The sequence below is a fragment of the Cerasicoccus sp. TK19100 genome (assembly GCF_027257155.1).
Taxonomy (GTDB): Bacteria; Verrucomicrobiota; Verrucomicrobiia; order Opitutales; family Cerasicoccaceae; genus Cerasicoccus; species Cerasicoccus fimbriatus.
The window spans coordinates 251968-272008 of sequence record NZ_JAPWDU010000001.1 but is presented as its reverse complement, the minus strand read 5'-3'; the positions used below and the strand labels follow the sequence as shown (position 1 = coordinate 272008).

The following is a 20041-nucleotide window of genomic DNA, read 5'->3' as shown; positions in this document are numbered from 1 at the left end:
CTAACCGCTTGCTTCAATCACTGGGTTACTTTATATAAAGCTACCAGAATATTGAAGCCTCAGTTAAGATAGCTAGATTGACACCGATAAATTCAGCTTAAACACCTCAGGATTAAGCAAGTCGTTGCCTAAATCCGGGTTCTGTTGCGATAATCCCTATGCAAGTCCCTGAAAACGAATACATGGCCGACGTTGTTATTGTCGGTGGCGGTTTTGGTGCCGTCGCGTCTGCCCTAGCTTTATTAGAACGCGGTCTTCGCGTTGTCATGACCGATGAATTCCATTGGATCGGCGGGCAGGCGACTAGCCAAGCCCTCTGCGTCATGGATGAATTCTACGATCCCGTTGGCGAAACGCAGATGAATGCCCGCTATGCGAACTTTCGCGAGCGGTTGCGCAACTATTATCGAGAAAATTTCAAGCTTTCTCCCCTGGGTGAATCTCAGCTTCACCTCTGCGCTGGAAATGCGGCCTGCACACCCGTCACGGCAGAATCTCATGTCGCCCTGAAGGTAATCATGGACATGCTCGCGCCGGGCCTTGAAAAGGGCCTGCTGACGATCCTTCCGAGATTTAAACCCGTTACCGCCGAGCGAGATCAAGACCGAGTCATATCCATTGATTGCGAAAGCCTGGATGAGCCAGCGCGTATAGTTAGACTCAAAGGTGACTTTTTCCTAGATGGCACAGAAACGGGTGACACCTATCCGTTACTTGACCTGGATTATGGTTTGGGCGAGGAAGCCAAGGAGACTTTCGGCGAAAAACACGCACCAGAGAAGGCCAATAAGAATGCAATTCAATCATTCACCTATTGTATCGCAGTGGAGTTTGTCCCCGGAGGTAATTTCACGATCGATAAGCCTCAGGATTATGAATTGCTCCGCGACACACAGCCTTTTGGTTATGGCAATCTAGGCGCTCGCGAAGCAGAACCAGGCACCTTTTTCGAACTGCAGTTCAGTAAGGTTACCGGACAGCGCATCGTTCCTTTTTGGTATTATCGTTGCTTGGTCGATGATAAAAATTTTGATGATCCGGCTTTGGCCACCAGTCGAGCCGTCATCAATGTTTCCAGCAACGATTATCGCGAGGGCGGTTTCGTAGATAATCCAGAAGGCCATAAACACCTGGAGCAGGCACGCAAACTCAGTCTGGCGTATCTGTACTGGCTCCAGACTGAAGCGCCCCGCGACGATGGCGGTTTTGGTTATCCGGAGATTCGTCCCATGCCGGAAGCCACAGGCACACCCGACGGCATTGCACAGGCTCCCTATGTGCGAGAAGGCCGGCGACTGCGAGCCTGCGAGGTCGTGGTAGAGGATGACCTCTCCACGGAGTTTAATCAGACCGCCCGTGCCCGCCAATTCCCCAATTCAGTGGGCATTGGAGCTTACATGATTGATATTCACAATCGGTCTGCTGGGGGCGGTGGCCTGGTGCAAATGACCCGCCCCTATCAGATTCCCCTGGGGGCTCTGGTCAGCCCTGACCTTAAAAATTTTGCCGTGGCCAATAAAGGCATAGGCGTGACTCAGATCTCCAACGGAGCCTACCGCCTGCACAATACAGAATGGGCTATCGGTGAAGCTGCTGGTGAGCTGGCGGCTTACTGTCTAGAGGAAAAGCCTTCCCATCCCCACCTGAAGGGCAAACAGCTTTTTGCGTTTCAGAGGCGATTACTGGAAGTCGGAATACCCCTATACTGGTATGAAGATTTACCAACAAACCATCCTGCATTCGAGGCAGCGCAACTACTGGCTCTCACTGGCATCTGGCCCGGAAATCCACATCATTTGCGTGTCGATCTTCCCCAAAGTTGCTGCCGCCACCGACCCATGATGCTCAAAGTGCTCGAGTCCGTTAAGAAGGCAGGCAAAGACCTAACGGTATTACGCGATATCAACACGATCAACCATGGTTCCCGCAAAGTGGACCTCATGCATCAAATGCTGTGCTTGATGGACCGCATCGGCTGGCCTGAAGCCGCCATCGAACGCAAATGGCCTGACTACCAAGACGCGGATCATGATGTTCAGGACCCCGCCCTGCTCTGGTAGTCGGAAATTCAGCTGACAAACGTAAGAGATTTTCTTAATGAAAAAGGACAGCAAAAGCTATGATGTAGTCGTTTGCGGAGGTGGCCTAGCAGGCTTTTCCGCCGCGATTGCAGCCGCCCGGCATGGGAGCTCCACTTGCCTTATCCAAGACCGTCCGGTATTTGGCGGTAATAGCTCATCCGAAGTGCGCGTCACCACCCATGGGGCGGCACAGTTCCATGCTTATGCCCGCGAATCTGGCATCTTGTCGGAGGCTATTATCGAAGAGAGAGCCCGCAACCACGAGGAAATCATGGAAAACGGTTGGACGAATAGCGTGTGGGACTTGGTGCTTTATGACATGGCTGTGGAAACGGAAAACCTGACCTGCTATCTTAATACCACGGTGAAAGACGTCATCATGGCAGATGGCTCACGTGGTTCGGACCTTGCGAAGAATCATAATAGCAACGAAGAGGATTTAGGTTACACACTCCGCAAGGCCTGCAATTCCAGCCGAGAAATTGACTCAGTGGTGGCTTATGTGGCCAATGCCGAGGTAGAGCTTTATATTAAAGGAAAAGTATTCATCGATTGCACTGGTGATGCACTGGTGGCAGACCAGGCCGGATGCGAATGGCGCATGGGCACGGAGTCGAAAAGTGAGTTTGGCGAGATACATGCTCCTTTAAAGGCCTCCAAAGACACGATGGGGAATTCCATCATGTTTAAAGCCAAAGACATGGGGAGACCAGTCCCCTATCAGCCGCCGACATGGGCCGTTAAACATGAAGATCCGGCTTATTTTTATGAGCAGGGACGCATCCCCTATCAAATTAATTGCGGCTACTGGTGGATTGAAATCGGGGTGCCCTGGCATACAATCTACGAAGCCGAAGACATTCGCCATGAGCTGACTCGTCATTGCCTGGGCATCTGGGATTGGATAAAAAATCACGACCCCAAACTCAAGGATATCGCTCAGAATTTCGCGCTGGACTGGATCGGGCAAGTCCCTGGAAAGCGGGAAAGCCGACGAGTCATTGGACGCTATTTCTTAACCGAAAACGAGATCCAGAGTAATACTGTCTTTAAGGACGAGATCGCCTACGGAGGCTGGTTTATTGATTTGCATACGCCGGGTGGATTATTGGCCGCCACCAGTGAAGAAGCAAGCGCAAGCGAGTATGCCGACTCTGAATACATGGCCAAGAGTTACGTTGGGCCCTACAGTATTCCTCTCAATATTTGTATATCAAAAGACGTGGATAATCTGATGATGGCTGGCCGAAACGTCTCAGCCAGCCATGCCGCCCTGGGAACGGTCCGCGTGATGGGAACGACAGCGCTCATGGGCCAGGCCTGTGGCACCGCCGCTGCACGAGCCATCCGTGAGAATGCCTCGCTGGGAGTAATAGCTGATAAACGCATCGAGCTTGTGCAGCAGGATTTGTTGCGAGACGGATGCTATCTGCCAAATATAACCAATGCGGACCCATTGGATTTGGCACGTGCGGCACAGGCCAGTGCCAGCAGCGAAGCAGTCAATTGCGGCGTAGGCCCTGATTCTTTTTATGTAAGTAATGGACTCAAAGGTAGCCCCAATGCCAAGCTCGTTGATGAGTTGATTCAAAACCGGGCGCACTGGATTGCAGTGGGCTCTGAAGAACTAAACACCATTGAAGTCCTTTTATCCAATAAATCCGCATCAGAGCAGCAAATTACCTACAAAGTTGAAGGAGTAGACTCTATATGGGATTACCGGGCAGACACTGGCCACATTCTTAGTGAAGGTAATATTAAAGTTTCGAGCGGTGAAAATCAATGGGTGCCGATAACGGTCAACCTTTCCAAAGAAAATGGAAAATTGAAAGAGGGCTTCATAAGGCTGACTTTAACGAAAAACCCCGAAGTTGCCTGGCATGCCAGCCCCGCTGTAGAATCAGGCCAAACGGCCGCAATCGCCATGAGCGAGAAAAAACTTCGGCGGCATGGCTGTGGGATTTCCATGGCATTTCGCCTTAGCCCAGCGCAACGGTGCTACGAAGCTAAAAATGTGCTTAGTGGCAGATCACGGCCTTATGATGCCACGCACCTTTGGCGCTCATCTCCAGAGGAAACATTGCCGCAATACATTGAGCTTGCCTGGGATGCGCCACAGACGATTTCGACGATCATACTGACTTTTTCCGGCCACTTGCTCAGGGAATACCACATGACCCCCACTCTTTACCGTGACCCACAATGCGCCAAAGACTATACGATATTGGCCCTAATCGATGATAGTTGGGAGACAATTGTCGAAGTAGAGGGCAATTATCAGCGGCACAGGTCACATAAGCTGGACACACCAGTAAATACCAATAAACTTAAGATTGTCGTTCAATCAACCAATGGCGATCCCTCTGCAGCAGTTTATGAAGTGCGATGCTACTCCTGATAGATTAGGCAAAATGCTCTTCAACGGGAAAAAATCAACTTTATGTAAAGCTCACTTCCACTTAAAAATCAAGTTACCTGATATAGTCTAAATATATTTTAAAACCACCCCATACTCCTCAAAATATGAATAAAACACAAATCGCCTTAGTCTTGGGTGCCTTGATTGGCACACCCTCCATAGTATTCTCACAGGCTACTATAAGCTATCCATTCATCAGCGGTAGCCCTGCACCCACCGTAACCGGCGTCGATGCCAGCTCAGTATCTGCAGCAAATTTCCTTTCTTTTAATGGCGGAGATACCAGTCAGATAGGATTCTCAAGCAGCTCAAATAACGCCTTTCTTAGAGGCGGGACTACAACCGGCGATACATTGGAGTCGGCTTTAGACAACTCCTACTATTTCCAGTTTACCTTCTCGGCTGCCAATGCGGGCGAGGTATTAGATTTAGATAGCTTCACTCTGAATTTTGGAGCCACTACAGGCACAGTAGGATTCACTACCAATCTGGTAATTCAGTCGAGCGTAGGTGGTTTTGGCTCAGGAAACCCAGTTCTTTCACTAAGCAATACGGATACTGGCCTAAACAACGGGACTGTGAGCATACCCGCAAACCAGTCGAGCCCTTACTATCAAAATATTGTCGTGGATGTCAGCGATTCCGCCTTCGACTCCATTTCTTCAATCGCCTTTCAAGTGCGTGTGTATGACAACGGCACCAATAATTCAGTACAAATCAACCGCTTTGACAATATAAATATCGAAGCCACACCGGTTACCGTGCCAGAGCCCGCTTATTATACTTCGCTATTAGGATTGGCCGTAATCGGCTTAGTCTTCTTACGTCGCAAGAAAGCGTGCCGTTCATAGCACGATAACCATCTACAGTCGTTTAATTTGCAGCCAAATCCAGCTGAAGCTGGATTTGGTTGTGAATGGGGGTTTCCAGAATACGAAGCCCTATAGCTTATAAGCATTTCATGAAAGTAGGAATCGTAATTTAAAGCTACCTACTCGTAAAAAGCTTTATTAATTGGATGCTACTACTACATCCAATACCCTTTCGAAATGATGAAAAATAACCTCATATTAACGGCTTTGATTGCCCTACCTATAATATCATTTGCCCAAGCTAATGATAAACCCGCAATGGTAGACGGCTACCAAGAATTCAATTATGGAAATGTAGAAGAAGGTGCGGAAAACTGGGTGCAAGCCATTCGCGTGTCCGAACCTGAATTACGCTCTGATGTATCAGGTATTGTAACAGTTAAGTTCCAAGCCAAAGGCATGACTTCGGCATCGGCTTATTGCTGGCAGCAGCCTGAAATGCAATCAGAAGAGCCTTGGGGTAAAGACGCCAACTTGACCCCTGATGGCATCGAGCTAGATGCGTCAGGAAATGGTACATTCCAATTTAATGCCGATAACTTCCCCTATGGGCCGATGAACGTACGCATCTATGCGCGTAATGACTCCGGGAAGAAAGATATTTTTGAATTACAGCTATTCAATACCAATGGGGTGAAGTGGAACCAAGGAATTCCCGAGCAAGTCCCCCCGGCAGCCCAAGGTCTACAATTAGTTTTTGAAGATGATTTCAACGAAAAACCATCCATATCCAGTGACGGCATAGGAACCACCTATCATGCGCACAAGCCCGGTGGTGGGGACTTCAGCGGCTGGAAGTTTACCTCCCCCATGGCTGACGGCCAGCCATTTGAACAGCGAGACACATGGCTGCGCATTGCAGCGCGCAAAGATGCCAAGTCTCCCAAAGGCAGAACAGGCATCATCGCTTCAGTGAATAAAAACTTTGAAGGTATTTGGGCGAAAGCACCTTGCTACTTCGAATGCCGTTTTACCGCACAATCCGCCATTGGCACCTGGCCGGCATTTTGGACATTGGCTCCCGGTCTGAATAAAGAGCAGGATGAATTGGATATCATCGAAGGCTATGGTGGCTTGGGTAAAGGGAATCCGAATCATCCCTCCTATTCCATTGTCAGTCATGCCTGGAAGCAGACGGATGAAAATGGCAAACCGAAGAAGAAGCATCACATACGACCGGACATTATGAATCTGGGCGGGAAATCTTACTGGTCGACCACCTTTCACACTTATGCAGTCTACGTTGGTCTTGAAGACACCGTTTACTATTTTGATAATATCGAAGTTTTTCGCCACCCTACGAATAATGTATCAAGGGACTTCCCACATTACTTTTTAATTAACTATGCAATCAGCGGTATCAGCCGCTGGCCAATAGACCTTTCTCGTTACAACGAAGGTACGGATATGTGGGTAGACTATGTGCGGGTGTATGCCAAGGAACCCGTGGAAAAAGGTTATCAACCAAATTTCGACCCGTCGCCTACTCTTCAAACATCGGGTATAGGATTGAATTTTTCCATAGACGGGGAAGACTCCACCAAGCTTTCAGAAAAAGGGATCGCAGGTGCCAACGGAGTCTCCCAGCAAAATTGGAATAACCTGACAGGCTCAAGCGGTGAATCCACTGGATTGAAGAATGAAAAAGGTGACATCTTGCCTAATACAAAAGCTTACTGGAAAACGAGTGAGGGGACGTTGGAGAAAGCGGAAAAATGGGGATTTGAAAAAGGAGATCTCGCACTTCAATCCGCAGTCCTCCGTGGCAAGGGGGTGCTTAAAATCACTGATGTTCCCTACGAGAAATACAATGTGTATGTTTACTTCAATGCAGGTGTAAATACCGGATCAGGTTCTGTAAGCATTACCGCGCATGATGATGGAGAAGTAGACCGCATTGGCACATATTTCTATCGTGTCAGTTGGACGAAGGGTAAATACACCACCTCAAACGCTGAATCCTTGAATGCTGTTGAAAAGGAGAACACTGTTATCTTTAAAGGAAATACAGCCCGCTCTTTTTCACTCGAATGGAAGGACAAGCTCAAAGGCAACTGGTCTGGAGTTTCGGGTATTCAAATTATTGAAAGCAAGTAACTACGGGAATCGGCAATATTCCCGTCCCGTGAGGCAGATCAAAACTAAAGCCAATTTAATCGATTAGGATTTGGCGGGATTGGGCAGTAACAGAGTATTACCTTCATGCCATTCGCCAATGATACTGGTATCGACGGCATGTTTCGGGACACCAAACTGACGATTAAGCATCATACCGACCAGCAAGTCTATTGCTGTAGCGCCAATAACCCGCTTATTGGATGAAATACCTGCCCATCCTTCCACGTCATCGTCGGTTGCCAGATGCACCAAGCCTACATCTTGGGGCAAGCGCAAACCGGCTTCAGCGATCACTTCTGGCATACGAAAATTATGGCAAATGATTGCCTCTGGTTTAAATTTTCTGATCCATTTGACGATATCCTCCTTAGCGATTTGCCACTCTTCGTCAGTCTTGTGAACGTAGAATAGAGGTGGAACACGGTGCGCCTTGGTACTCGTCGTATAAAAATAATTAGCGGCAGCTCGAATAGCATGAGCAGTAAACTTATCCACATCTTCTTCCAGACAAATACCCACACGCCTATATCCATGTCGCTTAAGCATCTTCAAAGCGATTAGAAGATTTTGATAATGGTCGGCCATAACACGATGAAGGCGCGGTGAAAGTAATCCCCCTCCAATCGCAACCCCGGCAAACAGGTTCCAGTCCAAGTTAAAACGGCCCGCGGGATACGTTACGATTACACCCGTAATACCGCGCTGATAGAGAATGCGTGAAATGTTCTTAACGTTCATGCCTGGAGCATGGGTCCAAATCTCCTCCAATCGATAGCCCATAACATCGGCTCGTTCCTCTGCGCCTTTGTAAAACGGGGAAAGATAATTAAGCTTACGCCAGCTCGGCGTATTGTATTCCGTATTCAGCCAGGCGATAGGCAGTAAGCCTTTATTCTTGGTGTTTCTAACACTGGCCATCCAAGACGCCATACGGGCATCCGGCTGATAACCGAGGCGCTCGCTAATATCGAGTATCCGTTTACGTGTGGCCTCACTGACACCCGGAGAATTACGCAAAGCGTAACTCACAGCCGAGCGGGTCACGCCAGCTTCGCGTGCGATGTCTCCCAAGCTTATGTTTTTTTTCATCTTCCCCGCAGCTAAAGTTTAGATCACCGGATAGAATAAGCTAATCACAGCATACTTTATGTAAAGCGAAAAGACTATTCTTACTCCTGCACTATGCTTTCAAACGAATATTTGTGAAATGATTTTACTGATCTTCAGATAAAAATACTGATATCAGAATAAACAATGAGCCCATGACCTCTATCCGTCATGAGAATTTTAGTAGATAACTCCATTTATAGCTACCAGGGTGAACTTGATACTCGGGTCGTGTCACTGGACCACAACTGCCAGTGCCAATACCTGACTGCATGAAGTCAAGATTGAGAATCGTTTCGCTTCTGGGCTTTAGTTGGTGCGTATGAGACGCCGCAAATAAATCCTCAGCCGTAAAGTGGCTTGCCGAGAACTCAAAGGCCGGATCTCCTTCTATCGTAATAGAGTTTACACCATTGGAAAAACTCAAACGACGAACATCGCTATGGTTACCGTTTTCCTGTGGCAAGATATACGGCACATAGAGGCCAGAAACGGTATCGCTGTAGGCATCTATCATGGCCGAGCGCTTGCGATCGCTGTAATTTTCGTAAGGACCGCGACCATACCACTGCACATTCTCAAAAGATTCAGGCAGTGTTAACCTGACACCAAGCCGTGGCAACGCAGGTAAAGAAGAGTCCACATCGAATTCATTGTTTACGTAGATTTGGCCATCAGGTTGGACCAGATATTGATGTCGATGCCTTATGGCCGACTCAGAGGCAAGGCAGGCAGCGGTATGACTGAGGTCAATCAAAACACAACCATCGTCCACATAGTTTACCTCTACATGAACAAGCTTCAGGTTAACCGCATTCAGACCTGCTTTAAGCCATTGCCCCAAGGGTTTGTCCTCTTGGCCGGTCCAGCCCTTAATGCCATCGTTGTCCGTCGCCGCACGCCAGATCTGCAAACATGGCCCATGACTAACCAACTCGTTGCCCTGCCACGAAACATTTGAGATAACACCCGTGCCACGATTCACTGAGAGTCTTATTTGAGTGTTTGCTACCGTAATGCAGGAATCCTTTTCCTCAATGTTAAGACTATCACGGGTATTCGCTATTGGCCGCTGATCTGCTGGCTTCCTCTGCAGTAGAATCTGGTTCCAGGCAACAACATGACCCGCATCCCCCCAAGCGGCATCCTCGGCAGTGACAAAAGAAACATGTAAGAATGCCTCATCTCCTGCGGTAAGAGTGTATTCAGGCAAATCCAAGGGTACTATTTCAACTGTTTGAGGTCTTGTTTGTAGCGTGGGCAATTGACCCTCGGCGACGTTTTTACCGTTAACAGCAATGCGCCATCTACCCTTGAATCTTTCGAGGCCGGCAAAGTATTGACAGTTTTTAACTGCCAGTTGCCCATCCTTGTAGTTCAGCATTTTAACTGGCTGGGCGAGATGCTTAAACTCAAACAATGCGGGGTGCGGAGCACGGTCTGGCCAAACAATGCCATCGCAGCAGAAATTACGGTCATTTGGCGTGTCGCCAAAATCTCCCCCATAGGCCCAGTAGTCTTGCCCATCATCAGTACTGCAGTGAATTCCATGGTCGATCCATTCCCAGATAAAGCCGCCTTGAAGCCCGTGATACTTCTCAAAAAGGTCATAGTAGTCTGCCAGTGAGCCATTGCTGTTGCCCATCGCATGGGAGTATTCGCAAAGGATCATCGGGCGCCTGCGGTCGGGATGGTTCTCCGCTGTAGCCCAGGCGATAAGACGTTCAAGCGTCGGATACATCGGACATACGATATCGGTCGCATGATCCCCCAAGGCCAAGTCGTGCTCCGGCTTCCCTACTCGCTTGCCTGGAATATTCCATAGCGCCGCTTCGTAATGTAATGGCCGGCTTGGGTCATAACTGCGAATCCAGCCAGCCATGATGTCATGATTGTAGGCATAGCCGCTTTCGTTGCCTAAAGACCAGAGAATAATCGAAGCGTGGTTCTTGTCGCGCTCTACCATGCGCACGGCACGATCCAGAAAAGCAGCGGCGTAACGCCTATCCTGGCAAAGCTGTAAAAAATAATCATGCGACTCGAGATTGGCTTCGTCGATAACGTAAAAGCCCAGCTCATCACAGAGGTCGAGCCAGTAAGGGTCATTGGGATAATGGGCGCAGCGCACCGCGTTCACATTGAACCGCTTCATCTGCAGTGCATCCAGACGCATGGTTTCACGGGTGAGCCCCTTCCCTCGACGATCATCATGGTCATGGCGGTTCATGCCGTTGATGAGCACAGGCTGGCCATTGACGAGTAACTTGCGGTCACAAACCTCGATGGAACGGAAGCCTATCCTGGTAGAGGTTACTTCAATGACATTTCCAGAAGGATTTCTCAATGTAAGGACAACGCAGTATAAATGCGGGCATTCCGCTGACCACATTTGCGGTGCATGGATCTGCTCTTCAAAACTGACTTCCATGCGTGGCCAACGATCACGAGGGCCAATCGGCACCGGAGATATCAATGGCTCAGCAAATAACGCATTTCCATCGGGGTCATGCAGTTGCGCCTCCACTGAATATCCATCCAGGGGTTTGCGTGGAAAGCCGATACGGGCGGTCAGCTTAAAATGTCCGTCCCTATAATCATTGATCAGATTTCCTTGGGCAAAAACATCCGCGATGTAAACACTGTCAGTCGAATAGAGGAATACCTCGCGGTGCAGCCCTCCGAGCCACCACTGGTCCTGATCCTCGATAAAGGAAGCATCAGACCACTGGACCACAATCGCGACAACCGTGTTAGAAGCACCGACGTTTACGAACTCGGTGACGTCGAATTCTGAAGGTAGCCGTGAATCCTTTCCCATACCCACAGCCTGTCCATTGACGTAAACATATAAAACGCTCTCAGCCCCGCCGAAGTGCAAGATAATGCGCCGTCCCTCCCACTCCAATGGGATCTCAAAACAACGTGCATGCACACCCGTAGGATTATTTGCCGGAACATACGGCGGCTCATCGGAAAACGGCATAACGATATTGGAGTAATGCGGCTTGCCGTAGCCCTGCATGCTCCAGTTCCCTGGAACAACCACGCTTCCCCAGGATGAACGGTTGATATCTGGCGCGAGATCGGAAACTTGCACCTGCTCCGGCGAATCGACCAGCTTGAAGTCCCACTCGCCGTCTAAGCTCCTAAACCAAGGCGAATCCTCGCGTATTCCCAATCGAGCTTCATTCACTGAAGCGAAGGGATAAAGAGTTGAGCGCATGGGTAGCCGGTTGATTGAAGTCAGTTCCGGGGAAATCCACGTCTTGAGTGCCCCGATTTGGAGCAGTTCAACCGAAAGTGTATCTTTTATCACAATTGAGAAATCGATTTAAGAAGAGCTTGGGTCGCAAATCTTTTCCACTTCAAGCTGACTTTATATAAAGCTCCCTGCCCCTTGTCTCTTCCCAGCACTTCTGACATCAACATAAACCCTATTAAAACGTTTAGCTTAATTCAGTTACCTAATGGAAAATGCTCAAAGTAATACCCTAGAGTCTGACAATCTAGAAGAATGCATCGCAGAAGCGTCTCAATGGATTCCTGCTATTTTACAGGAAATGAAAGGCATGGTAGTAGGTCAGGAGTACCTCATACGCCGGCTTCTCATCGGCCTGCTTAGCAATGGCCACGTTCTCCTGGAAGGTGTTCCCGGCTTGGCAAAAACAACGACGATCAAGGCGCTCGCAGGCTGCCTGCAGGCCAGCTTTAGCCGCATACAGTTCACACCGGACTTGTTACCTTCCGACATTGTAGGAACGCTCATCTACAATCCACAGGAGCATAAATACTTCACCAAAAAGGGCCCTGTTTTCGCCAACCTCCTCCTGGCGGACGAAATCAACCGCGCCCCTGCGAAAGTCCAGAGCGCACTGCTGGAGGCCATGCAGGAACATCAAGTAACTCTTGGTGAAGAAAGCTTCCGCCTGCCAGAGCCGTTCCTCGTTTTGGCGACACAAAACCCGGTAGAACAGGAAGGCACCTATCCGCTGCCTGAGGCACAGGTGGACCGCTTCATGATGAAGGTAGAGGTGGATTACGGCTCCAATGATGAAGAGCTACGCATTCTGGAAATGATGGCTAGCTCTAAGCCGAAGGTCGCAGTGAAGCCCGTCATGACGATGGAGACATTGGTCCAGCTAAGGGAGCTTACCGACCAGATTTACATCGATGACAATATTAAGCGCTACATCGTCGAACTGGTTACCGCAACTCGTCGTCCGGAAAAGATTGATCCCAAACTCACCGGACTGATTCGCTATGGCGCATCTCCTCGCGCAACCATCAATCTTACCTTGGCCTCGCGTGCACATGCCTTCATTGAAGGCCGTGCCCATGTCACCCCTCTGGATGTTCGCAGCATTGCCTTTGATGTGCTGGGCCACCGCATTCTTCGCACCTACGAAGCAGATGCAGAAGGCATAACCGCAACTCAAATCGTAGAGTGGATTCTGAATAAGGTGCCGGTGCCATGATCCCTCGTGAATACCTCACACGTATCCGCCAGATTGAGTTGAGAACAAACAAGCTGGCCGAGGAGATGCTGGCTGGCTCTTACCACTCCATGTTTAAGGGGCGAGGCATCGACTTTGAAGAAGTCCGCGAATACCAGGCCGGGGATGAGGTGCGCGCCATTGATTGGAATGTTACGGCGCGCACGGGCATTCCCCATGTTCGCCGCTACCGCGAAGAGCGGGAGTTGTCACTGGTGCTGGTGCTGGATATCAGTGCCTCAGGTCAGTTTGGGTCTGGCCCACAGTCAAAGCGCGAACTGGCAGCGGAAATTGCCTCCGTGCTGGCTTTTAGCGCACTGAAGAATAATGACCGAATCGCTCTGGTCCTTTGCACAGACGAAGTCGAGCTATTCATCCCACCAGGTAAGGGGCGTATGCACGTTTTTCGGCTTATCCGAGAGATTCTCTTCTTTGAGCCTAATAGTAAGAAAACGGCTCTTAAGGCAGGCCTAGATTACGTGAATACGGTTTTTACCCGCAAAGGCGTAGTCTTTGTTATTTCTGACTTTCTGGACGACAGCTACGAGAGCTCACTGAAGATGTGCGGTATCCGCCATGATACCATTGCTATCGTGACCTATGATGCCAGCGAGCGCGTGCTTCCCCGCGTCGGCTGGGTCCAGTTGGAAGACTCCGAAAGCGGACAAATTGTGGAAATCAATACCAACGACCCAAAGGTCCGGAAAAGATTCACAAGGAGTATCGAGGAAAAGCTCGAGACGCAAAAGCGACGCCTGCAACGCGCACAAACAGACTATCTAGAGATTGAGGCTGGCACGCATTATCACGTTACGCTGCGCAGCTTTTTCGACCGCCGCCTGGCCAAGCGTTAACAACCATGCCGATAGATTTAATAGAAGATACCAGCTTACTGGAAAGCAGCACGAGTAACGGCCCCAACTGGTGGGCCGCGGGCATCGGCTTAACCATAATCTTCATAGCAGGGTTGGTCTACTGGCATTTACACAAACGCCATGCGATGCCTGGGCCCACCACGATGAAGAAGCCTGTTAATCCTGCGATTGACGCCATGAAGCGACTAGCCGAATTAAAAGAGAGCTATCAGGCCATGTCCTCAAACGCATTTTCCCTGAGCGTTTCAGAAATTTTACGCGTGTTCATCGAGGAACGTTTCGCCATACCCGCGGCACACCAGTCGACCGAGGAGTTCATGGCCGAAATGGTTTATGATGACCGTTTAAATGAAGCACTACGCGAGAGTCTACAGCATTTTCTTTTCACCTGTGACCTCGCCAAATTTGCCCGGCACGACCTGGCTGAAGAGCGCAAGCTGGAACTGCACGAACAGGCTTATACCTTTGTTTATGAGTTCCAGCGCACCGGAGCAAAAGCTGATAATCTCTCTACCGCGGGAGGCCAGGCATGAGCGAGTGGTTATCCAGTTTTAGCTTTGGGCAGCCTTGGGCATTATCGCTGTTATTACTTCTTCCCATTCTCGCCTGGAGATTAGGTGGCAGGGGACGCAGAACCTCCCTCAAATACTCGTCCACTGCCCTTCTGGCAGCCGCAGCACAAAAGCCTAAGTTCGGACCGGGTAAACTCCTGATGCTATTCCGCTGGCTCGCCGCCGTGCTTGTCATCGTTGCCCTCGCCCAGCCACGCACTGAGCATAGTTCGGAAAAGCAGCAGAAATACGGTATCGATGTGGCACTTGTTTGCGACATATCTCCTTCAATGAAATATAAAGACTTCTTGCTTGAGGGCAAAAAGGTGACTCGCCTGGAGGCCTTAACCAAAGCAGTGGGAGAATTCGTCGAAGGAAGGCCCGACGACCGCACGGGCATGATCGCCTTCGCCGGCAAAGTGTTTTTGCTCAGTCCATTAACCCTGGACGCTGGCTGGCTTCCCGAAATGCTCCAGGAATCGACCCCGCAAGGCGGCACTGCCATTGGGGAAGGTATGTTTGGCGGCATCGAGCTCCTCAAGGACAGCGCAGAGCAATCACGCGTCATGATCGTCGTCTCCGATGGTGGCAACAACGCCGGTCGCTCGCCCCTGGAAGCAGCACAGTTCGCCAGAAAAAAAGGCATACGCGTGCACACACTGAGTATCATCAGCACGAGTGAACTGCTGAAAATGAAGAACGAAGAAAGCCTGATGAAGCAGGTCGCATATGAAACGGGCGGGCAGCATTTCACCGCCTCGGACAGCTCTGCCCTTATGGGGATTTACCGTCAGATAGACCAAATGGAGAAGAGCCGCATCGAGCAAAAGCAATACCGCTTGCACACACAGCTATTCCCTTGGCTCACCACCTTGGCCCTGTTGGTGGGGCTGGTGGAATTCGGTCTAGCCAACACCCTGTTACTCCGACTCCCATGATATTTCTGCATCCAAACTTGCTCTGGGCAATACCGGTTATCCTGCTAATCGGGGGCGGGTTGTATGCCCTGAGTCGCAAAACGCGGCGCAAACGCATGGCGGCATTTTTGACTCACCGCGAGCAGCAAGCTGCCCTGCCGTGGAGCATGGAGCGCTTCCGCGTCTATTCGGCATTGCTGGTGAGCCTGGGCCTGGCCCTTCTCTGCATTGCCCTGGCTCGCCCCTTAACCGGGCCCAAGCAAGCGGAAGGCTCCTCGCTAGGCATCGAGGCTTATGTTGCGCTGGATGTCTCGCAAAGTATGTTGGTGCAGGATGCGGAGCCCTATCGCCTGGCTCAGGCCAAGGAGAAGCTACTCGCCTGGCGTGAGGAGCTGGCGGGCGATCGTGTTGGCCTTATCCTCTTCGCCGGAGATGCCTTTGTGCAAATCCCGCCAACTCATGATTTAGCCATCTTTGAAAAAATGGTCCGAAAAGCCACGACGCGCTCGGTCAGTCAAGGCGGCACCAATTTCAAACGAGCCATCGAGCTGGCCGCCGAGTCCTTTTCTAAGAGAGAGGTCGAGGCACCCATACTCATCATAATATCCGATGGGGAGCAGTTGCAGGAAGATGGCATCTCCGCTGCGAAAAAAGCATATCAAGAGCAAGGGCTTAGAACCTACACGGTAGGCGTCGGATCAGCGCAGGGAGGTGAAGTCCGTATGCTCGACAGCACTGGAAAGGTCGGCGGCCCAGTAAAACGCGATCAAATGAAACGCATCGTCTACTCGCGATTGGACGCAACCATGCTCAAATCTCTGGCGCAGGAAGGAGGCGGCATCTATACTCATTTGGATGATTCCGACAATGCACTCGTGGCATTGTATCGAGAAGAGCTAAGGCCGCTGGCGCTCAACTCCCGTCAAATCATTGCCGATGAGTACAACGAGTGGTTTTCCATCCCCCTTGGTTTAGGGCTTTTGTTATTGCTAACAGAGCCCTACCTGCGACCAAGAAAGGCCTATTCCTTACAGCCTGTGAATGCGCTGCCAGTGATGCTTCCGCAGGACACAACCTCTAACGAAGATGGCGCCCCTATGCAAAATTCTAAACGCCCCTCTCCATTACGTAATCGACTCCAAAGTTTGGGCAATCCTCTCCTGCTCATTCTGATGGCAGTCATCTGTGTGTCAGTGGCACGAGGCGAAGAAATCGCCGTGAATGAAAACCAACCTTCTCCACTCGAGGCAGAGATGCAGGAGAGGCTGGAGGCCAACCCTCAAGACTGGGAAGCGATTTATAATCTGGGTGTCCTTGCCTATCGAGAAAAAGACTACAATAAGGCGACGTTTCAGTTCACGCGCCTTTATGCCTGCCCCGATAAATCTATACGTGAAAAAGCGCGCTTTCAACTCGGTAACGCCCAAGTGCGGATGGCTGAGCAAAACGAAGGCTATCGGGCGGTTCCCGCGCTGGATGAAGCACTGAGCACTTATGACAGGTTAGTCGATAGCAGTCTGAAAAAGGAGGTCGAGCACAACCGGACGGAGACCTACAAGCGCTTTGAAAGCGTCGCCATCTCCTCTGCACGAGAGCAACTTGGCTACGGTTTAGCCTCCAATGACAGGACTCAGCAAAACTTTCGCTTCGGTCTCGCTCTCCAAGCCATAAACCCTCTGCTCCTGCGCGATCCGGACAACAAGGAAGCGATTTCTTTAAAGCAAAAAATTGCGACGGAGTATGCGAAGAATCTCATCGAATCGGCCCAGGAGCTGGAGAATCGCGCAGAAACATTATGGAAGGAAAAGAATAGCAACAAAGCAGACTTCGAACAAACCAAGGCCATTGAGATGCTTGAAAAAGCCCTTGCCCTGCTGCCGGAAGATGAACTGCTCGCGCAACAATTGCTGGAGGCGAAGAAGAAGTTAGCTGAGAGACTGGTCGATTCCGTAGAGAGCACTCTGGAGAAAAAAAGCGATTTCGATAACCTTAACCGATTACTTCCAGTGCTGGATCGCGCTGAATCTCTCACAGCCGAGAATTCCGAAATCGAGCCCTTACGCGAAGAGATTCTGCAGCAGATGGAGCAAGATGCCATCAATCGTGGAGACCGGGCAGCGGATGAATATGCGCGTATGGAAAATGAAACCATGGCAACCGTGCTATTACAGACAGCACTCGAAAACTATCAAAAGGCCCTCAGCGTGAATCCGGAAAACGAACACGCAAACGAACAGCTAGCTGAGCTTGAGCCTCAACTGGGAGAAAGTTTCCACGACTTGGCGACTAAAGAGCTTGCTCAAGCTGAACAAATCACCAGCAACGCCATGGATTCCGAGGGTGAGGCTCAAGATACGGCCGCTAATCCTGAAACTTTGGCCGACCAGCAGATTAAAGAAGCGATCACCCACTTGGAAAAAGCCAGCAGCGGATTCGCTAACGCAGAAGCCTTAGGTTATGAAGAAGAGCAATCCGAAGCATTAAAATCGAAAGCGGAGGAACAGCTTCTTTCATTACGTGAAGAGCTAAACAAGCGATTATCTGAGCAGCTAGCCTCAGCGGAGAAATCGCCTGATGCATCAGGTAATAATAGTCCAAAGCCTAGCTCCGAAGCAGGCGCACCACCCCCGCCGGAGATGGGCTCTTTCGCGAGTCTTCGCAAAAAATACGGCGCTAATGGATCTTCCCGAACTGCCACGGACGATGGCCGCGATTGGTAGGAGCATATTCCGAAGAACTTTAATAACTATATTTAAACTCCAACTCAGTTACATATGAAAAAGGGACCCGAATGGCTAAAAGACGCTATTTTCTACGAAATTTATCCGCAAAGTTTTCTGGATACCAATGGTGATGGGATTGGAGATCTCCCAGGTGTTATCCAAAAGCTCGATTACATACAATCACTCGGCTGCAATGCAATCTGGCTAAACCCCTGCTTCGTCTCGCCATTTGGCGACGCGGGTTATGATGTCAGCGATTTCCGCAAAGTGGATCCGCGCTACGGAACCAATGATGATATGCTACGCCTTTTTGAAGAGGCCCATAAGCGCGGGATGAAGGTCACACTCGACCTCGTCGCTGGCCACACGTCCGTCCAGCATCCGTGGTTTCAGGCATCCGCCAGCCCCCAGCAGAACGCATATTCTAACTGGTATATCTGGACCGACAGCGTCTGGACTGAAAGCCATAATGGCGCACCTTTGGTGCGCGGCTACAGCGATCGAAATGCGGCTTACATGCCTAATTATTTTCATTTTCAGCCAGCCCTTAATTATGGCTTTCAGGAGCCTGACCCAGATAAGCCCTGGCAGCTTCCCACCAATCATCCCGATGTCCTGGCCCTCCGCGAAGAAATGAAAAATATCATGCGCTTTTGGATGGATGCAGGCGCAGATGGCTTTAGGGTAGACATGGCATCGTCACTGGTCAAGTCGGACCCGGAAATGAAGGGAACGATAGCATTTTGGCAGGATGTCCGGGCTATGTTCGACCAGGAGTATCCAGACTGCGTGCTCATTGCCGAGTGGTCCTTTCCCAAGCATGCGCTGCAAGCAGGCTTTCACCTGGATTTCATGATTCACTTCAATACGGAGGCTTACAACTCACTCTTCCGCGACGAAAAGAAGCGTGATTGTTTTTTAACCCCGGGGACACGCTATGGACATAGCTTCTTTGACCGTGAAGGCAAAGGTGATATAACCCGCTTTCTCACCCATTACATTGAGCACTTTACGGAGACGCGTGACTTCGGCTATATATCACTCCCCACGGGTAACCACGACCTAACCCGTATAAGCTGTCATCGCACCATCGAGGAGCTTAAAGTCATTTATGCCTTCCTCTGGACCATGCCAGGCATCCCCTATCTTTATTACGGGGATGAAATCGGTATGCGGTATATCTCCGGTTTAACATCCAAGGAAGGTGGATTTGGCCGGGTAGGTTCACGAACACCCATGCAATGGGACGGAACTAAAAAGGCAGGCTTTTCTTCGGCCCCTGAAGAGTTGTTCTATCTGCCACTGGACGCCTCATCATCTAGACCAAGTGTGGCTGAGCAGGAGAAAACTACAGACTCACTATTGAATCATACCAGGGCGCTCGCAAAACTGCGTCGTGAGCACCCAGCTCTAGGCTCTGAAGCCGACTTTATCGTCCTCTACGGTGAGAAAAACCTCTATCCTTTCATCTATTTGCGGAAGGCTGAAAACGAGACGATTATGGTCGTCATTAACCCTGCCGAAAGAACAACTCGTGTCAGTCTCGAGATGGATGTTAGTCAGATTTCCAGTCTATGGGAAGGTGGCATCCAGATAACACCGAAAGAGCATAAGGTGGAAGTAGTCTGCGATAGCGTTTCTTATGGTTTATTTTCTGTGCAGCTAGTCACGAATACACCAAAGTTTGAGGCTGACTTGGCTCAGATTTCGAAGTAATGGTTTAACAACAGAGAAATCGATTAAAGCTGCCTCAACTTTATATAAAGCAGCAGCCTTCTTGCTAAATAAGCTGTAGTAGGGATGTTCATCATAAGCATACCCCGCCGATAATAGAGTTGTTGATACCCCTGAAATGAGAAGACGCTTGGAGAGATTTTCAAAAGTT

At 50.0% G+C, this 20041-nt stretch carries 12 protein-coding genes; 10 read left to right on the top strand and 2 right to left on the bottom strand.

Annotation, left to right across the window (positions count from 1 at the left end; genetic code table 11):
* Nucleotides 1-158 precede the first annotated feature (158 nt).
* The 4 genes from O3S85_RS01045 (at nucleotide 159) to O3S85_RS01030 (ending at nucleotide 7469) form a co-directional block, all read left to right on the top strand.
* Complete coding sequence (locus tag O3S85_RS01045) at nucleotides 159-2060, top strand: FAD-dependent oxidoreductase (protein ID WP_269537169.1); 1902 nt, start codon at nucleotides 159-161, stop codon at nucleotides 2058-2060.
* Nucleotides 2061-2097: 37 nt separating this feature from the next.
* On the top strand, nucleotides 2098-4479 hold the full coding sequence (locus O3S85_RS01040; protein ID WP_269537168.1) for an FAD-dependent oxidoreductase: 2382 nt from the start codon (nucleotides 2098-2100) through the stop codon (nucleotides 4477-4479).
* A 125-nt stretch (nucleotides 4480-4604) separates the two neighbouring features.
* A complete protein-coding gene (locus O3S85_RS01035) occupies nucleotides 4605-5351 on the top strand; it encodes a PEP-CTERM sorting domain-containing protein (protein WP_269537167.1) in 747 nt (248 codons plus the stop codon).
* A gap of 198 nt (nucleotides 5352-5549) precedes the next feature.
* Nucleotides 5550-7469: a glycoside hydrolase family 16 protein gene (locus O3S85_RS01030; RefSeq protein ID WP_269537166.1), complete on the top strand. Its 1920-nt coding sequence runs from the start codon at nucleotides 5550-5552 to the stop codon at nucleotides 7467-7469.
* Between the two features lie 63 nt (nucleotides 7470-7532).
* On the opposite strand, the gene O3S85_RS01025 is transcribed toward O3S85_RS01030, so the two are convergent.
* Nucleotides 7533-8579 (bottom strand): LacI family DNA-binding transcriptional regulator, encoded by a 1047-nt coding sequence (locus O3S85_RS01025; RefSeq protein ID WP_269537165.1) that lies wholly within the window; start codon nucleotides 8577-8579, stop codon nucleotides 7533-7535.
* Between the two features lie 187 nt (nucleotides 8580-8766).
* On the bottom strand, nucleotides 8767-11913 hold the full coding sequence (locus tag O3S85_RS01020) for a glycoside hydrolase family 2 TIM barrel-domain containing protein (RefSeq protein ID WP_269537164.1): 3147 nt from the start codon (nucleotides 11911-11913) through the stop codon (nucleotides 8767-8769).
* Between the two features lie 151 nt (nucleotides 11914-12064).
* Here O3S85_RS01020 and O3S85_RS01015 point away from each other — a divergent pair, with 151 nt between their 5' ends.
* The 6 genes from O3S85_RS01015 (at nucleotide 12065) to O3S85_RS00990 (ending at nucleotide 19872) form a co-directional block, all read left to right on the top strand.
* Nucleotides 12065-13072: an AAA family ATPase gene (locus O3S85_RS01015; protein WP_269537162.1), complete on the top strand. Its 1008-nt coding sequence runs from the start codon at nucleotides 12065-12067 to the stop codon at nucleotides 13070-13072.
* Nucleotides 13069-13944: a DUF58 domain-containing protein gene (locus O3S85_RS01010; RefSeq protein WP_269537161.1), complete on the top strand. Its 876-nt coding sequence runs from the start codon at nucleotides 13069-13071 to the stop codon at nucleotides 13942-13944. Before O3S85_RS01015 ends, O3S85_RS01010 begins: the two co-directional genes overlap by 4 nt.
* 5 nt (nucleotides 13945-13949) lie before the next feature.
* Nucleotides 13950-14498, top strand: a complete 549-nt coding sequence (locus O3S85_RS01005) for a hypothetical protein (RefSeq protein ID WP_269537160.1) — start codon at nucleotides 13950-13952, stop codon at nucleotides 14496-14498.
* Nucleotides 14495-15454 carry a vWA domain-containing protein gene (locus tag O3S85_RS01000; protein ID WP_269537159.1) on the top strand — a complete coding sequence of 320 codons (960 nt, stop codon included), beginning with the start codon at nucleotides 14495-14497 and terminating at the stop codon, nucleotides 15452-15454. Before O3S85_RS01005 ends, O3S85_RS01000 begins: the two co-directional genes overlap by 4 nt.
* Before the next feature lie 95 nt (nucleotides 15455-15549).
* The gene (locus tag O3S85_RS00995; RefSeq protein WP_269537158.1) at nucleotides 15550-18153 is read left to right on the top strand and encodes a VWA domain-containing protein; all 2604 of its coding nucleotides are present in this window, start codon (nucleotides 15550-15552) and stop codon (nucleotides 18151-18153) included.
* A gap of 54 nt (nucleotides 18154-18207) precedes the next feature.
* A complete protein-coding gene (locus O3S85_RS00990) occupies nucleotides 18208-19872 on the top strand; it encodes an alpha-amylase family glycosyl hydrolase (RefSeq protein ID WP_269537157.1) in 1665 nt (554 codons plus the stop codon).
* The last annotated feature ends 169 nt before the right edge of the window (nucleotides 19873-20041 follow it).

Coding starts and splice junctions, on each gene's coding strand:
- O3S85_RS00995 (WP_269537158.1), top strand. CDS start 15,550: ATGGCGGCATTTTTGACTCACCGCGAGCAGCAAGCTGCCCTGCCGTGG.
- O3S85_RS01000 (WP_269537159.1), top strand. CDS start 14,495: ATGAGCGAGTGGTTATCCAGTTTTAGCTTTGGGCAGCCTTGGGCATTA.
- O3S85_RS01030 (WP_269537166.1), top strand. CDS start 5,550: ATGATGAAAAATAACCTCATATTAACGGCTTTGATTGCCCTACCTATA.
- O3S85_RS01025 (WP_269537165.1), bottom strand. CDS start 8,579: ATGAAAAAAAACATAAGCTTGGGAGACATCGCACGCGAAGCTGGCGTG.
- O3S85_RS01045 (WP_269537169.1), top strand. CDS start 159: ATGCAAGTCCCTGAAAACGAATACATGGCCGACGTTGTTATTGTCGGT.
- O3S85_RS01040 (WP_269537168.1), top strand. CDS start 2,098: ATGAAAAAGGACAGCAAAAGCTATGATGTAGTCGTTTGCGGAGGTGGC.
- O3S85_RS01035 (WP_269537167.1), top strand. CDS start 4,605: ATGAATAAAACACAAATCGCCTTAGTCTTGGGTGCCTTGATTGGCACA.
- O3S85_RS01005 (WP_269537160.1), top strand. CDS start 13,950: ATGCCGATAGATTTAATAGAAGATACCAGCTTACTGGAAAGCAGCACG.
- O3S85_RS01015 (WP_269537162.1), top strand. CDS start 12,065: ATGGAAAATGCTCAAAGTAATACCCTAGAGTCTGACAATCTAGAAGAA.
- O3S85_RS01010 (WP_269537161.1), top strand. CDS start 13,069: ATGATCCCTCGTGAATACCTCACACGTATCCGCCAGATTGAGTTGAGA.
- O3S85_RS00990 (WP_269537157.1), top strand. CDS start 18,208: ATGAAAAAGGGACCCGAATGGCTAAAAGACGCTATTTTCTACGAAATT.